Origin of the sequence: Virgibacillus sp. (assembly GCF_013393565.1) — a bacterium.
In the GTDB taxonomy this organism is placed as follows: Bacteria; Bacillota; Bacilli; order Bacillales; family Amphibacillaceae; genus Virgibacillus; species Virgibacillus dokdonensis.
This window is the reverse complement of record NZ_JABXHF010000053.1, coordinates 1-16060: the sequence shown is the minus strand read 5'-3', so window position 1 is coordinate 16060 and position 16060 is coordinate 1. Positions and strand designations below refer to the sequence as shown.

12 protein-coding genes, 2 rRNA genes and 1 other annotated feature are annotated in these 16060 nt (G+C 38.2%); all 14 genes read right to left on the bottom strand.

All coding sequences use genetic code 11. The annotated features are described in order from the left end of the window. Position 1: 1 nt before the first annotated feature. Positions 2-748 (bottom strand): 23S rRNA (guanosine(2251)-2'-O)-methyltransferase RlmB, encoded by a 747-nt coding sequence (gene rlmB / locus HLX49_RS11930; protein ID WP_296362116.1) that lies wholly within the window; start codon positions 746-748, stop codon positions 2-4. Then, the gene (locus tag HLX49_RS11925) at positions 723-1148 is read right to left on the bottom strand and encodes a Mini-ribonuclease 3 (RefSeq protein WP_101933045.1); all 426 of its coding nucleotides are present in this window, start codon (positions 1146-1148) and stop codon (positions 723-725) included. Before HLX49_RS11925 ends, rlmB begins: the two co-directional genes overlap by 26 nt. Before the next feature lie 2 nt (positions 1149-1150). After that, the gene (cysS, locus tag HLX49_RS11920) at positions 1151-2551 is read right to left on the bottom strand and encodes a cysteine--tRNA ligase (RefSeq protein ID WP_296362115.1); all 1401 of its coding nucleotides are present in this window, start codon (positions 2549-2551) and stop codon (positions 1151-1153) included. Further along, entirely contained in the window at positions 2541-3203 is a 663-nt protein-coding gene (gene cysE / locus HLX49_RS11915; RefSeq protein ID WP_077706788.1) for a serine O-acetyltransferase, read from the bottom strand. Before cysE ends, cysS begins: the two co-directional genes overlap by 11 nt. A gap of 260 nt (positions 3204-3463) precedes the next feature. Continuing rightward, positions 3464-3681: a binding site (T-box leader), on the bottom strand. A 45-nt stretch (positions 3682-3726) separates the two neighbouring features. Further along, complete coding sequence (gltX, locus tag HLX49_RS11910; RefSeq protein ID WP_296362114.1) at positions 3727-5196, bottom strand: glutamate--tRNA ligase; 1470 nt, start codon at positions 5194-5196, stop codon at positions 3727-3729. Positions 5197-5497: 301 nt separating this feature from the next. After that, entirely contained in the window at positions 5498-6595 is a 1098-nt protein-coding gene (locus tag HLX49_RS11905) for a PIN/TRAM domain-containing protein (RefSeq protein WP_073012680.1), read from the bottom strand. 208 nt (positions 6596-6803) lie between these two features. Further along, complete coding sequence (gene radA, locus HLX49_RS11900; protein ID WP_101933047.1) at positions 6804-8177, bottom strand: DNA repair protein RadA; 1374 nt, start codon at positions 8175-8177, stop codon at positions 6804-6806. A gap of 834 nt (positions 8178-9011) precedes the next feature. Then, entirely contained in the window at positions 9012-11438 is a 2427-nt protein-coding gene (gene clpC, locus HLX49_RS11895; RefSeq protein ID WP_296362113.1) for an ATP-dependent protease ATP-binding subunit ClpC, read from the bottom strand. Positions 11439-11456: 18 nt separating this feature from the next. Beyond that, positions 11457-12521, bottom strand: a complete 1065-nt coding sequence (gene mcsB / locus HLX49_RS11890; protein WP_077706792.1) for a protein-arginine kinase McsB — start codon at positions 12519-12521, stop codon at positions 11457-11459. Continuing rightward, positions 12518-13066 (bottom strand): protein-arginine kinase activator protein McsA, encoded by a 549-nt coding sequence (gene mcsA / locus HLX49_RS11885; RefSeq protein ID WP_077706793.1) that lies wholly within the window; start codon positions 13064-13066, stop codon positions 12518-12520. Before mcsA ends, mcsB begins: the two co-directional genes overlap by 4 nt. A 14-nt stretch (positions 13067-13080) precedes the next feature. Next, on the bottom strand, positions 13081-13548 hold the full coding sequence (locus HLX49_RS11880; RefSeq protein ID WP_073012498.1) for a CtsR family transcriptional regulator: 468 nt from the start codon (positions 13546-13548) through the stop codon (positions 13081-13083). Positions 13549-14178: 630 nt separating this feature from the next. Continuing rightward, entirely contained in the window at positions 14179-14877 is a 699-nt protein-coding gene (locus tag HLX49_RS11875) for an MgtC/SapB family protein (protein ID WP_077706795.1), read from the bottom strand. A gap of 510 nt (positions 14878-15387) precedes the next feature. Beyond that, a 5S ribosomal RNA gene (gene rrf, locus HLX49_RS11870) occupies positions 15388-15503 on the bottom strand. 157 nt (positions 15504-15660) lie between these two features. Further along, positions 15661-16060 (bottom strand): 23S ribosomal RNA (locus HLX49_RS11865); the annotation flags it as partial.

The window sequence follows — 16060 nt, the reverse complement described above, 5'->3', positions numbered from 1 at the left end:
CTTATTCACCATAAGGTTTCCTTTTCCGATACACCTCATATAATAAAAGGCTACAAGCAACGGAAGCGTTAAGAGAGGATACCTTCCCCTTCATGGGTAAGCTTACTGTCCAATCACATTTTTTCTTTACTAGACGGCTCATCCCTTTCCCTTCGTTTCCCACTACAATAGCGAGCGGCAGCGTACCTTCTAATTGCCGATAATCCTCTGATGCATCCGCTTCTGTACCAACCACCCAAATATTACGTTCCTTCAATGCTTCAATAGTATTAGCAATATTCGTTACGCGAACAACCGGTACATGCTCTATTGCCCCAGCTGCTGTTTTGGCTACAGTTGCAGTTAAACCTACGGAACGACGCTTTGGAATAATGACGCCGTGTGCCCCTACAGCATCTGCCGTCCGTAAAATAGAACCTAAATTATGCGGGTCTTCTAATTCATCTAAAATCAAAAAGAATGCTGCTTCATTTCGTTTTTCAGCTTGGTGAAATAGATCATCTAGCGTTGCATATGTATACGATGCGACATATGCGACCACCCCTTGATGGCTTCCTCCTTTAGCTAACTGATCTAATTTATGTTTGGGAACTTTTTGAACGACAGTATGTGCCGTTTTCCCTAATTGAAAAAACTTTGCTTGTACGGAAGAGTTTAACTGTTCGGATACAAACACTTTATTTATCGACCTCCCCGACTTCATCGCTTCTATAACAGGATTTTTACCAATTATCAGCTCCTGATCCATATTCGGTTCCACTCCTTTCTGTTAACTGAATCGCTTCTTCAATAAGTTGTTCTAACCGTTCTTTATCATTTCCTAAATAAAGATAACCGATTAATGCTTCGAAGGCTGTACTGTAGCGATATGTTTGAACGCGTATGTTTTTGGGAATAGAGCCTGACTTTGCATTTCTTCCTCTTGTCACTACCCGTACTTCTTCTGCGGTTAACTTGTCCACCTTTAGCCAGTGGCGAACAACAGTTGCTTGCGCTTTTCCTGACACATAACGGATTGCTTGTTGATGTAATTGCTGTGGTTTTACTTGACCTTGTTGAAGGAGGTGCTCTCTTACATACAATTCATAGACAGCATCTCCCATATAGGCAAGGGCAAGGCTTTTCAATTGTTTTACATCTTGCTCCATGGTTATCCTCTTTTCCATCGTACTCCTTGAGGCGTATCTTCTAAAATGATATTTTTTTCTTTTAGCATATCTCTAATTTCATCAGCACGAGCGAAATCACGAGCTTTTCTTGCGGTATTACGTTCTTCAATTAATGCCTCAATCTCTGCATCTAGTAGCTCCTGTTCCACCTCTAATTCAATTCCAAGAACCTTTAAGAAAGAGCGTATGACTTGTTGGAAAGCTGCAATTACCTCGCTTGATGTCTGTTTTTGTTGCAAGTAGACATTCGCTTCTTTCGCTACTTCAAAAAGAACTGAAATTGCATTGGCAGTATGAAAGTCATCATCCATCTCCGCCTCAAATTGCTGCTTCCATTGCGCTAGCTTTTGCAACCAATCCTCTTTATGATCTACAAGATCCATGCTAGAAGGTTTGCGGTGCTCTAAATTAAAATAAGCTGTTTTTATTCGCTCTAAACTGTTTTCTGCACTCTGTAATAACTCCTCAGAAAAGTTAATCGGGTGACGATAATGGACACTAAGCATAAAGAAACGAATGATTTGTGGATCATACTGTTGGATTAAATCGCGAGCTAATAAAAAGTTTCCTAGTGATTTGGACATTTTTTCATTATCAATGTTGATATAACCATTATGCATCCAATAGTTAGCAAATGTTTTTCCCGTCAGAGCTTCCGATTGCGCTATTTCGTTCTCATGGTGTGGAAAAGCAAGGTCTTGCCCTCCTGCATGAATATCAATTGTCTCGCCAAGGTATTTTTTTACCATGGCAGAGCACTCAATATGCCATCCGGGGCGCCCTTTTCCCCACGGCGAATCCCAAGCAATCTCTCCATCCTTTGCCTTTTTCCATAAAGCAAAGTCAAGTGGATCTGTTTTCTTCTCACCAACTTGAATTCGAGCTCCAGACCTTAGCTCATCGACAGATTGATGAGATAACTTTCCATATCCTTTAAACTCCCGAGGTTTAAAATAGACATCACCTTGCACTTCATAAGCAACACCTGTTTCAATAAGCTTCTCAATAAAGGCGATAATATCAGCCATTGTTTCTGTTACTCGAGGGTTATGTGTAGCTTCTTTTACCCCTAAAGCACCAACATCTTCTAAATAAGCGGAAATAAACCGGTTAGCTACCTCTGGCACTTCCTTACCGAGCTCATTGGCAACTTTAATTAACTTATCGTCCACATCCGTAAAATTGAGCACATAATCTACTTCAAAACCCTTGTACTCTAAATAACGTCTCACTGTATCAAAGACAATTGCAGGTCTTGCATTACCAATATGAATATAGTTATATACAGTCGGTCCGCAAACATACATGCTCACTTTGCCCTGTTCTATTGGTTTAAACACTTCTTTTTTACGTGTTAACGTATTGTATATTTTAATGGACATCGTGTTTTTTCCCTTCCTTTAATTTAGCTATTTCTTCCTTTAATGCATCAATTTCCTGCTGTAAATATTCACATCGATTTGCTACTGGATCAGGTAGTTTGTGATGATTTAAGTCTTTAGTAACCTTTTCTCCGCGGTGCTTTACAATTTTGCCCGGGATACCGACTACGGTAGCATTATCGGGCACATCCTTTAAAACAACAGACCCGCCACCTACTTTTGCGCTTTCCCCAATTGTTATGGATCCAAGCACTTTGGCTCCTGTTGCAATCAGCGCATTATCTTTTATCGTCGGATGCCGCTTTCCCTTTTCTTTTCCAGTACCACCTAACGTTACCCCTTGAAAAATCGTTACATTATTGCCAATTTCGCATGTTTCACCAATAACAACTCCCATTCCATGGTCAATAAATAAACGTCTACCAATTATCGCACCTGGGTGAATTTCAATTCCAGTAAAGAAACGGTTCATTTGTGAGATGACACGGGCAATAAAAAACATTTTACGCTTATATAACGCGTGGGCAATACGGTGCGACCAAACAGCATGAAGACCTGAATACGTTAAAAAAACTTCAAAATAAGAGCGTGCAGCTGGGTCCTGCTCGAATACAGCATCCATATCATCTTTCATTCGTTTCCAAATGCCCATCCTCCAGCCTCCTTCCCCATGATTAATGTAATACATAAAGGATGTAAAACCTATCTATTATATTTAGCTTCATTCTTAGCCGTAAAGCTTTTTCTGCAAAATCTCCTTGTTAGACATCTATTTTCATTAACAATAGTAGCTCCATTCATGCAAGCTTTCGTGCTAAATACAAGTATCATTGTTTGCGGTTTACATTCACGGTGTATAGCAAAGGATTTGATAACAATGAACCACTAAAAAAGCGTCTCTGGGTATGCATACTCAGAGACGCTTTCATGCGCGGTTCCACTCTGTTTGAAGGATAAATAAATTCCTTCCAACTTAAACTTATAACGGTAAGCGCCGCCGTTATGTACTACTATTCCACAACGGACTTCAGAGGAGCACTTCAAAAGCAATCCTAAAAACCACTTCCAGCCAAGGTGATTCTCTCTGTGTTAGTTTATTGCTTTTTACTTTCCCTCGTCATCGTTCCTTATTTATGTAATATTACTATATTACATTTTACGTAAGTTGTGAATCATTACGCTTTAAGTTTCTTTAATACAGCGTCTAAATGGCTAATGACGGTATCTTTTCCTAGTAGTTCAATTGCCATCGGTAATTCTGGTCCATGAGTTTGTCCCGTAGTAGCTACACGGATCGGCATAAATAGTTTCTTACCTCGATGCCCCGTTTCTTTTTGTGTTGCTTTAATCTGAGCTTTAATAGAATCGGCTGTAAAATCATCCAAATGAAGGAGCTTATCTGTGAAGACTTGTAATACCTCTGGAACTTGCTCTCCTTCAAGAACTTCCCAAGCAGCGTCATCAAAGCTGAGCTCTTTAGAGAAAAACATCTCCGTTAATTCTACAATTTCTGCACCATAACGCAATTGCTCTTTGTATAATGCAATAACCTTCTTAACCCATTCCCTTGTCTCTTCATCCATATCGTTCGGCAGCTTTTCAGCCTTTACTAAATGTGGTAGTGCCAAGTCAATCACTTCTGAAAGGTCTGTCGCTTTTATATACGCATTATTCATCCACTTCAATTTATGACGGTCAAAGATAGCTGCAGACGTAGATAAGCGATTTGGATCAAAGATATCAATTAAAGTTGGCTTATCAAAAATTTCCTCTTCCCCAACCGGAGACCAACCTAGTAACGTAATAAAATTAAACAAAGCTTCTGGCAAATAGCCTAAGTCATGGTACTGTTCAATGAATTGAATAATATGCTGGTCACGCTTGCTTAATTTTTTCCGTTCTTCGTTAAGAATCAGTGTCATATGGCCAAATTTTGGCGGCTGCCAACCAAATGCATCATATATCATCATTTGTTTTGGAGTATTGGAAATATGTTCTTCTCCTCGTAATACGTGCGTAATTTCCATTAGATGGTCATCAATAGCTACGGCAAAGTTATACGTCGGAATACCGTTTTTCTTTACAATAACCCAATCACCAAAATCACTAGATTCAAATGTAATATCGCCTCTTACAATATCATTAAATGTATATGTCTTATTTTCAGGAACTCGCATACGGATGCTTGGTAAACGCCCCTCCTCTTCAAAGGCTGCGATTTGTGCTTCCGTTAAATCACGATGGGCGCCAGAATATTTTGGAACTTGGCCGTTAGCGCGCTGTTGCTCTCTTTCCGCTTCAAGCTCCTCCTCTGTCATATAGCATTTGTATGCCAAGCCTCTTTCTAACAGCTCGTCCACATATTTTTGATAAATATCAAGACGCTCCATCTGACGGTACGGACCGTAATCGCCACCTACATCAGCGCCTTCATCCCATTCAACACCTAACCATTTTAAAAACTTTAGCTGGCTTTCTTCGCCACCTGCTACGTTTCGTTTCTCGTCTGTGTCTTCAATGCGAATAATCATTTTTCCATTGAAATGTTTTGCATATAAGTAATTAAATAATGCTGTACGTGCGTTTCCGATATGCAAATGACCTGTTGGACTTGGTGCATAACGTACTCGAACCTGATTTGTCATGGCTCTTCCCCTTTCTACAATCAAACATGAATTAGATAAATTTAGCTTACCGCCAACTCTTTATGGCGGAATAACGCCGTTGTTTTTCTTATTCTATAAACCTTAAAACTGTATACTTTCCTAAAATAAAATGAATCATACTCCTATGTTTTAGAGACTTAAAATGTGATACAGGAGATTTTTTGTATGACAGCGCCTTGCTTTTAAATTCTATATTAAATTATACGGTTCTTGCTCGTATAACAAAAGTGATAACAACCATTGTTATCACTTTTGTTCATCCTTTATATGTTATACCTTTTTACAGTGCTTTTTCAAGTAATTTTGGTTTTGCAAATATCATTCGTCCAGCAGACGTTTGCAAGACACTCGTAATTAGCACTTCGATTGTTTTGCCGATATAGTCTCTACCTTCTTCCACAACAATCATGGTTCCATCATCAAGGTAAGCGACCCCTTGATTATGTTCTTTCCCATCTTTTATAACATGTACGGTTAATTCTTCCCCAGGCAGGACAACAGGCTTCACAGCATTCGCCAAATCATTAATGTTTAATACAGACACACTTTGCAAGTCACAAACTTTATTCAAGTTAAAATCATTGGTTACAACGATACCATCAATTACTTTAGCCAATTTGATTAATTTGCTATCCACCTCATGAATATCTTCGAAGTCCCCTTCATAGATTTCCACTTTTACAGGTAAATCTTTCTGGATCCGATTTAACACGTCTAAACCTCTACGTCCACGGTTTCTCTTTAATACATCAGATGAATCAGCAATATGTTGCAGCTCGCCAAGTACGAATTGCGGAATAACAACCGTTCCTTCCAAGAAGTTCGTTTGGCAAATGTCAGCGATCCGTCCATCAATAATGACACTTGTATCCAATATCTTTGCTTTAGGTTGTATGGTTGTATTTGTTACATCACTTTCTGGGATTTTTCGCTTTTCTTTTTCCTTACGATTCATATTAAATAAATTGACAATATCTTCACGACGGCGAAAACCGACTTGAAAACCTAGATACCCTAATATAATCGTTATAAATAATGGAAGAACTTGTGAAACTAATACATTAAGATCTCCCAAAGGTATGGTGATTAAATACGCGATAATTAAACCAGCCATCAAACCTAACGTCCCTGAAAATAAATCACCAGCAGGTAGACGAATAAGTGCTTCCTCTATCCATTTTAAAAACCCTACAATATAATCGACAAGCCAATATGATATGAGAAAGAAAATAATAGCACCGATCGCCATTCCTATATAGGGAGAAAACATCCAATTAGCATCGGCAATATTTAATAAAGCTAAAAACAAAGGAACATAAAGATAACCTATAGTTCCTCCTAAAATAATGAAAAACAAATGCACAATCTTTTTCATCAGCAATGCCACCTCCTAACTTATATTATTGCCTAAGATGAAAAAAAATAATCCTTGAATAATATTTATAATGAAATAATTTCCATATGATAGTTTATAAACTTCCAAGTAATGAACAATCCTTTAAACGTTGGAGTAAATAAGCATTTTCAAACGCCCTTATCCTACAAACTTTCATTTATACTTCTTACTAATGAAATAAAAACAAAACTTATCTACTTACCCCGATTTGTAATGCTTCTTGCACCGTGTTTACACCGATAATTTCGATGTTATTTGGCGTTGTCCAACCCCCCAAATTATTTTTAGGACAAATAACGCGTTTAAACCCTAGTTTGGCAGCTTCTTGAACACGTTGTTCAATGCGAGATACCCGTCTTATCTCTCCCGTCAGTCCAACTTCCCCAATAAAAATATCTTCCGGCTTTGTTGGTTGATCACGGAAGCTAGAAGCAATACTAACAGCAATTGCTAAGTCAATGGCAGGTTCATCAAGTCTAACACCACCAGCAACTTTAATATATGCATCTTGGTTTTGCAGCATTAAACCGACACGCTTTTCTAACACTGCCATCAGTAGTGGAACACGGTTCTGATCTACTCCTGTCGCCATTCTACGAGGGTTACCAAACGCTGTAGGAGAAATTAATGCCTGTATCTCTACCAATACTGGTCTTGTTCCCTCCATAGAAGCTACGACGGTAGAACCCGAAGCTCCTTGTGAACGTTCTTCCAAAAATATTTCTGAAGGATTTAAAACTTCGCGTAGCCCCGCTTCCTTCATCTCAAAGATGCCCATTTCATTCGTACTACCAAACCGATTTTTCACACCTCTTAAAATGCGGTACGTATGATGACGCTCCCCTTCAAAATATAGCACAGCGTCCACCATATGCTCTAAAAGCCTTGGGCCAGCAATCGTCCCCTCTTTCGTCACGTGTCCCACAATAAAGATGGGTATTCCATTCGTTTTAGCAATTTTCATCAATTCAGATGTACATTCTCTTACTTGAGAAACACTGCCCGGTGCACTAGTAATCTCTTCACGATAGACCGTTTGAATGGAATCAATAACGACAAATGATGGTTTTATTGCTTCGATTTGATTTGCTATATCAAGTAAATTTGTTTCTGCTAACACATATAACTCGTCGGAAGTTACACCTAAACGATCAGCACGCAACTTTGTCTGTCTCGTTGATTCTTCCCCGGAAATGTATAAAACAGACAGACTTTTATCTGCCAATTGAGATGATATTTGTAATAATAGGGTAGACTTTCCAATCCCTGGATCACCACCAACTAGAACGAGAGAGCCTGGCACAATGCCGCCGCCGAGCACACGGTTAAACTCTTTCATATCTGTTGTCACTCTCGGTTCTTGTTGTGATTTAATTGCTGTAATTTTTTCAGGCTTTCCTACTGACCTATTACCTGTTTGAAAAGCTTGCTTTTGTCTCCCACCAGTAATTTCAATCTCTTCTACAAACGTATTCCAATTATTACAACCAGGACACTTGCCAAGCCATTTTGCTACTTCATACCCACAATCCTGACAAACAAATTTCGTTTTACGCTTCGCCAACCTATCACTACCCCTTCACTTATCTATTATATACGATTTTAGCAACCATAAAGTTACAGGTTCCTATCAATTTGAATAGGAATTCCATAGTCGTGCCACAAATCTTCCCTATTTCATACTGCTTAAAGCTAAAAATGGATTCACTTTTTTCGAAAAGACACTTCTTGTTGCTTCAATTTACTTAAAAGCAGCGTTTTGTTATTCGAAAAACTTGGCTATCGCCAAAGTCTTTATCCGCTTATACTATAAACCTTAAAAAATTTATACTTTCCTATAGTATAAAAAACTCGCCTGCGAGTGCTTTCGCGATTTTCCTAACGCAAGTCATCGTAGTTTCTTACTAGAAAAACACTTTGCTTTTCACCAATTCTTTATATAGAAAGCATTCATTTTGCTTATACGATAAGCCTTAAAATTTTATGCTTTCTATTGCTTATTTTTATTAGTTTAACATATTTTGGCGTTAAAAGAATGATTCTCATCATCTATATTATTGCAACATAGCAGGACGTTTTCCCTAAACCTATCTATCTTATTACAACAACTTTACTTATCGACAAATCTTTCGCATAAGCCTTCGTTTTTCTTATACGATAAAACCTTATACTTTTCTATAGTACAAATTAGGTCATATGTTTCTTAGAATAATACTTCTTTTCTTTTTGTAAATAAATTTCTTAAAGCATTAATTTGGTTCTAAATAAACAATCCTTTCGTGAAGCTACCTCCTCACGAAAGGATTGGTTTGTCAGAAAAACTTGGCTATTAACAAGTCTTTATGGCGATGACCATGGCTGCCGCTTTCCGTTACTACTTATCATCATATAGATAAGACTAAGGAAGTATAATAAATTCTCCTTTATTGTTTAAACCAATTTTTACTTTTTGACCTTTTTCAATTGTTCCTTTTAAAAGCTCTTCAGACAATAAATCCTCTACATTCTTTTGAATCGAGCGACGAAGCGGTCTTGCTCCATATTCAGGATCGAAACCTTCATTGGCAATCTTTTCAATTGCCTTATCTGTTAGCGAGAACTCGATATCTTGTTCTTTTAAACGTTTTTGCAGTTGTTGAATCATTAGCGTTACAATCTGCTTCATATGTTTTTTCTCTAAGGAATGGAAAACAATTGTTTCATCTATACGGTTTAAAAATTCTGGTCGAAATGCTTTTTTTAGCTCTTCCGTTACTTTTGATTTCATATTTTTATAATCCTGGTCTTCTTCCCCTAAATTAAAGCCAACATATTTATTTCGCTTTAATTCGCTCGCACCAACATTCGATGTCATAATTAATACCGTATTACGAAAATCGACCACGCGACCTTTGGAGTCGGTTAAACGACCATCTTCAAGAACTTGTAATAAGATATTGAACACTTCCGGGTGAGCCTTTTCTACTTCATCTAAAAGCACAACGGAATACGGTTTTCTACGGACTTTTTCAGTTAGTTGACCGCCTTCTTCATATCCTACATAGCCAGGAGGTGAGCCAACTAAACGAGAAGTAGCATGCTTTTCCATATACTCCGACATATCAATTCGAATCATGGCATCCTCATCCGCAAACATGGCTTCCGCTAAGGCACGAGCTAATTCCGTTTTCCCAACCCCTGTTGGTCCTAAAAATATAAACGAACCAATTGGGCGTTTCGGATCTTTCAACCCTGCTCGAGCTCTACGGATTGCTTTAGAAACGGCATTTACAGCTTCTTCTTGGCCGATTACTCGATTGTGAAGGATCTCCTCCATGTTAAGCAAACGTTCGCTCTCATCCTTCGTTAGTTTTGCTACAGGGACACCCGTCCAGATAGATACAACACTCGCAATGTCTTCTACTGTAACCTCCGTATCGGTTTGTCCTTGCTTTTCTTTCCATTTTGTCTTCGTCTCAGCTACTTCTTCACGTAACCGTTGCTCGGAATCACGAAGCGATGCGGCTTTTTCAAACTCTTGACTTTGTACAGCTGCATCCTTTTCCTTACGAACCTCTTCCAACTTATGTTCTAATTTCTTCAGGTTTGGTGGTACAGTATAGGATTTTAAACGCACCTTCGATCCTGCTTCATCAATTAAATCAATCGCCTTATCTGGTAAGAACCGGTCAGTTATATAACGATCCGATAGATTAGCAGCTGCTTCAATTGCTTCATCTGTTATCGTAACACGATGATGTGCTTCGTAACGATCACGTAAGCCTTTTAAAATTTGGATCGTTTCTTCCAACGTTGGTTCATCAACTTGAATAGGCTGGAATCTGCGCTCAAGCGCTGCATCTTTTTCAATATATTTACGATACTCATCTAATGTCGTAGCACCAATACACTGTAACTCACCACGGGCAAGTGATGGCTTTAAAATATTTGACGCATCAATCGCACCTTCTGCCCCACCGGCGCCAATTAAAGTGTGCAATTCATCAATAAATAAGATAATGTTACCAGCTTGACGAATTTCTTCCATTACCTTTTTCAAACGATCTTCGAACTCACCACGATATTTTGTTCCTGCCACAACCGTTCCCATATCTAGCGTCATCACGCGCTTATCTCGTAATGTTTCTGGTACTTCATTTTGAATAATTTGTTGTGCAAGCCCTTCTGCAACCGCTGTTTTTCCTACACCAGGCTCGCCAATTAATACAGGGTTGTTTTTCGTACGGCGACTTAACACTTGAATAACCCGTTCGATTTCCTTACTACGTCCAATAACTGGATCAATATTGCCTTCTTTGGCGCTCACCGTTAAATCACGTGCTAACGAATCAAGTGTTGGGGTATTCGCATTGGATTGTTGCGCACGCCCCTGACGATTTGCTTGCGATTCATTACTACCTAAAAGCTGTAAAACTTGCTGTCTAGCTTTGTTCAGGCTAACCCCTAAATTATTTAAAACTCTAGCAGCAACGCCCTCTCCTTCTCGGATAAGCCCTAATAGTATGTGCTCTGTGCCAACATATGAATGCCCAAGCTTACGTGCTTCATCTTGGCAAAGTTCTACCACTTTTTTCGCACGTGGTGTATAGTGAATTGTTTGCATTGGCTGTTTCCCTACGCCAATTAGTTTTTCCACCTCTTCTTGAATTTTGGAAATCTCCAATCCAAGTGATTGTAATGCTTTTGCAGCAATACCTTCTCCTTCACGGACAAGTCCTAGTAAAATATGTTCTGTCCCGATATTATTATGCCCTAATCTTACAGCCTCCTCTTGGGAGAGTGCGAGTACTTTTTGTGCTCTTTCGGTAAAACGTCCAGACATCATATATTCGTTTCCTCCTATCTATTCCTCTAATTGCAACCGCTGACGAATAAGAGAAGCTCGCAATTGGTCACGTTCACTTGCTGCTAATGTTTTTTTGGCATAGTGCTGTAAAAATCCTGGTTGAGTCAAAATCATTAGTTCATTTAAAATATTTCTTGATACATTTTTCAATAAACCTACATCAATACCTAACCTTACATTGGATAAGCATGTTGCAGCCTCTTTTGATTCTAAAATTCTTGCATATGCCAATACACCATAAGAACGAAAAATTCGATCTTCCAACTTTTCTTTCGATTGCTCCATTATCCGGTGTCTCGCATAACGTTCCTGTTCAATTAATTGCTTCACAACACTTTGCAAATCAGCAACGATATCCTCTTCTGATTTTCCAAGCGTAATCTGATTAGATATTTGAAAAATGTTTCCTTGCGCTTCACTACCTTCGCCATAAATACCTCGTACAACGAGACCTAACTGGTTAATTGCTGGTATCATGCGATTGATTTGTTTTGTTAAAACTAACGCGGGCAAATGCATCATAACAGAAGCACGCATTCCAGTTCCTACATTCGTCGGACAACTTGTCAAGTAACCTCGTTTTTCATCAAAAGCATAATTGATTTTTTCTTCTAGCCAATCATCAAATTCGAATGCTTGTTGCAGGGCCTCTGCTATTTGAAAACCTGGGAAATAAAGTTGCAAGCGAATATGGTCTTCTTCATTGATCATAAGAGATACTTGCTCATTTTCAGAAATAAGCACAGATGCAGCTTCAGATTGCTTTGCTAACAACGGACTAATCAAATGTTTTTCGACTAATACACGTTTTTCAATAGCGGATAGATCACGAATGGATACAAATGCTAAATCTTTATACACTCCATAAGTTTGTCCTTCATACTTTTCTTGAAAAAAACTCCTTATTTCCTCTAACTCTTTTGGATCAGCAGCTATTGGATAAGGTATATTAGCAAAATTTCGAGCAAGGCGAATACGGCTACTTAAAACAATATCGCTATCTGGACCATCTTTCCGCATCCACGGGCTAATCGCTTCATTCATAAATTGCTGCAATGTCATGATTGATCACCTGCCTCTGCCTGACCGTCATCTTGATTTAAAGCTTTAATTTGATCTCTTACTTTTGCTGCTTCTTCAAATTCTTCATTCTCAATTAACTTTTTCAAATGCAGTTTTAAATCTTCTAGCTGTTTTTTCTTATGCAAATCTCCACCTTGTCGTTTAGGGATTTTCCCATTATGCTTTACATTCCCCGCATGGACTCTTCGAAATATCGAGTCTAAACGATCGTTAAAAGTTTCATAACAAACAGCACAGCCAAATTTTCCTACTTGCTTAAATTGAGAAAAAGTCATTTCGCATTTTGGACATTGTAAGTCCTTTGTCTGATGATAACTTTCCGTGTGTGGATTTGACAAGCTGGAGGTGTCAAAATTAAATAACCCAGAAAGTAAATGATGTAGCGAATATCCATCTTCTGAATAGTTCATATACCCTTTATCCTTCGCACAAACATTACAAACATGAACCTCCATTTTTTGCCCTTGAATCACTTGTGTGAAATGAAGGGTTGCAGGACGTTTGTGACATTCTTGGCATTGCATGTTCACACTCCCCTTTATTTATTTAAATACTTAAGCGTTGTAAGCATGGATGTTAATACGCGTGCACGAATTTCATCTCGTAAAGGCAATTGGAATGGAAGCGTCGTTCTTTCAATAGCGCTTAACATAATCTTAGCCTCGCGTTCCGTAATTAACTCTTCTTCAAGTAACCTTTCTAATATACCGACTGCTTTTTGCTGAGATACAGATGGATTAATCATTTCAATAATTTCATCAATCAACTTGGACTCTTCTTGGTGAATAACCCGCATAATTCGAATAAAACCACCGCCACCACGCTTACTTTCCACAATATAACCTTTTTCAGCAGTAAAGCGTGTATTAATTACATAATTAATTTGTGAGGGGACACATTGAAATTGGTCAGCTATCTCACTTCGTTTAATTTCAATTACATTCTTCCCTTTTGATTGAAGGATTTGCTTCAAATAACTTTCAATTATATCTGATATATTACTCATATGCCCACCCCCTTTTGTATAGAGTAACGGTTTTGACTTTGACTATCTTTGACTATACTTTTATTATACGGGAATTTAAAGAAGATGCAAATACAATACTATGTTTATTGTAGACAAAAATAACTCATAAAAAACACATAATAAAAAAACCTTCTATGAATGGGAATTTCACGACAAAAGTCTTTTTATTACGACAAACCGTATTACCATAGAAAACTTGACTTATCGTCAAGTCTTATGGCGGAAACCGTATTTTTGCTTATAATATATTAAAAAATCCGACACATTCCTATAGTGTAAAAAAGATTTTGCCAAACATTTTAGAATTTTGAAAGGTACGCCTTTTTTATATAAAAGAAACGGACGTAATTCATTCGAACGAGTATCGCCCATTTTTATACCTCGTTATTAGGAATTCCCCTGTTTGTTTTTCTCTATCTAACCTTTCTTAAACAACAGTTTGACCTGTTCCTAACCTTCCGCCGATATTTCAACAACTTGGCTTATCGTCAAAATTTTAAGAATAAAATTCACACTTTGCTACAACGTAAAAAAAGATGAGTATTCCACTATCTGGAGTTCCCATCTTATACGAACACTTTTAAATACATCCTTATAATTATATGCTTTTTATTTTAATTCAGTAACATTTCTAACATGGTTAATACGAGAAATTTCATCAAATAAAGTTAGACGTTCTGCATTCGTTATTCCTTCTGTATTAATAAAAATATTACGGTAATTATTATCTGATTTTGATATTTCTACTTTTTTAATAGAAACGTAATGGTTGTCAAACACTGCAACCACCTCATTTACGGGCAAGTCTGGGAGTGTAACGATTTGAATAACGTGGGAAACTTTTCCTTTTTTAAATAGGCGTTCAAAATTATTAAGGAATATAAGGCTGAGTAATATTATTGCAGTTGTTACTACTGCTGCCCCATACATACCAACACCTACTACCAGACCTAACCCTGCAACTGTCCAAATAGATGCAGCTGTCGTTAAACCTCTTATCGTGCCACCATATACAATGATGGTACCAGCACCTAAAAACCCAATTCCACTTATCACATACGAAGGTATTCTTGCAGGGTCAAAACGGATATTCTCGTAATGCTCTAGAAAAAATTCAAATCCAAATAAAGAAAGTAGCATCATTAGACAAGAGCCAACGCCTACTAAAATATGGGTGCGAAATCCAGCTGAATGATTTTTTAACTCCCTTTCAAACCCGATTAATCCAGAAAGGCATAATGCGATAAGTAAACGAGTTAAAATAACATAAAAATGATCCCCCAATAGTTCATTGATTATTTCTTTCATACTAAATCCCCCAATTGTTAATAAATATAGCCTTTTATTTTATATATATGTGAACAAGATGAGGTTTATTTTTAATGAAGCCCTAATTAAATTAAACTTGTTCTTATTTCAAGAAGAAGTAGGAACTATGCGTTTCCTAATAATAATCAATATCCGCAAGAAGTATGATCTAAGAAGCTAGCTATATGTTGGTTTAAGTGGAGTGGATCGGTTACACTTTTTCAGCATACAATCTCTCCTCTTACTAACAAGAGTTGATATTGAAATAACTTTGGCGCAAGCGCCGTTTAGCAACATAGCGAGTGGAACGAATCAACGGAGATAAAGGATTCATGTCCTCGCCATGAACCGATGATAACTTATCGTAAGGCAATTCGTGAAGTCCATGGACGCTGAATCCAGACGTGGCTAATCAGTTATTTCCTTATCTTTAAGCAACTTTTATCCTTTCTTATTTTATAAAATAAAAAAACTGACCATCTTTTTGATGAATCAGCTTTTTTGCTAATCGCCTGGCGGCGTCCTACTCTTGCAGGGACAAAGTCCCAACTACCATCGGCGCTGGAGAGCTTAACTACTGTGTTCGGCATGGGAACAGGTGTGACCTCTCCGCCATTACTACCAGGCAAAGTTCCTATCTGTTATGTTGTGCTTCAAAGAGGCACAAATCTTATTATAATCGTTTTTGTGAAAAAATCAAGATCTTTGTTGAAAAAAGTCATTTTTTCCTTGTTACCTTGAAAACTAAATAAGAGATCATTCAACGTACATCTACCAAAAAAGTTAGTTAAGTCCTCGATCGATTAGTATTCGTCAGCTCCACGTGTCACCACGCTTCCACCTCGAACCTATCAACCTCATCATCTCTGAGGGATCTTACTCACTTATAGTGATGGGAAGTCTCATCTTGAGGGGGGCTTCATGCTTAGATGCTTTCAGCACTTATCCCTGCCACACGTAGCTACCCAGCTATGCTCCTGGCGGAACAACTGGTACACCAGCGGTGTGTCCATCCCGGTCCTCTCGTACTAAGGACAGCTCCTCTCAAACCTCCTGCGCCCACGACGGATAGGGACCGAACTGTCTCACGACGTTCTGAACCCAGCTCGCGTACCGCTTTAATGGGCGAACAGCCCAACCCTTGGGACCGACTACAGCCCCAGGATGCGATGAGCCGACATCG

What these genes read in the sequence shown, in the direction of transcription:
- rlmB (WP_296362116.1), bottom strand. Translation starts at nt 748, where the DNA reads ATGGATCAGGAGCTGATAATTGGTAAAAATCCTGTTATAGAAGCGATG.
- HLX49_RS11925 (WP_101933045.1), bottom strand. Translation starts at nt 1,148, where the DNA reads ATGGAGCAAGATGTAAAACAATTGAAAAGCCTTGCCCTTGCCTATATG.
- cysS (WP_296362115.1), bottom strand. Translation starts at nt 2,551, where the DNA reads ATGTCCATTAAAATATACAATACGTTAACACGTAAAAAAGAAGTGTTT.
- cysE (WP_077706788.1), bottom strand. Translation starts at nt 3,203, where the DNA reads ATGGGCATTTGGAAACGAATGAAAGATGATATGGATGCTGTATTCGAG.
- gltX (WP_296362114.1), bottom strand. Translation starts at nt 5,196, where the DNA reads ATGACAAATCAGGTTCGAGTACGTTATGCACCAAGTCCAACAGGTCAT.
- clpC (WP_296362113.1), bottom strand. Translation starts at nt 11,438, where the DNA reads ATGATGTCTGGACGTTTTACCGAAAGAGCACAAAAAGTACTCGCACTC.
- mcsB (WP_077706792.1), bottom strand. Translation starts at nt 12,521, where the DNA reads ATGACATTGCAGCAATTTATGAATGAAGCGATTAGCCCGTGGATGCGG.
- mcsA (WP_077706793.1), bottom strand. Translation starts at nt 13,066, where the DNA reads ATGCAATGCCAAGAATGTCACAAACGTCCTGCAACCCTTCATTTCACA.
- HLX49_RS11880 (WP_073012498.1), bottom strand. Translation starts at nt 13,548, where the DNA reads ATGAGTAATATATCAGATATAATTGAAAGTTATTTGAAGCAAATCCTT.
- HLX49_RS11875 (WP_077706795.1), bottom strand. Translation starts at nt 14,877, where the DNA reads ATGAAAGAAATAATCAATGAACTATTGGGGGATCATTTTTATGTTATT.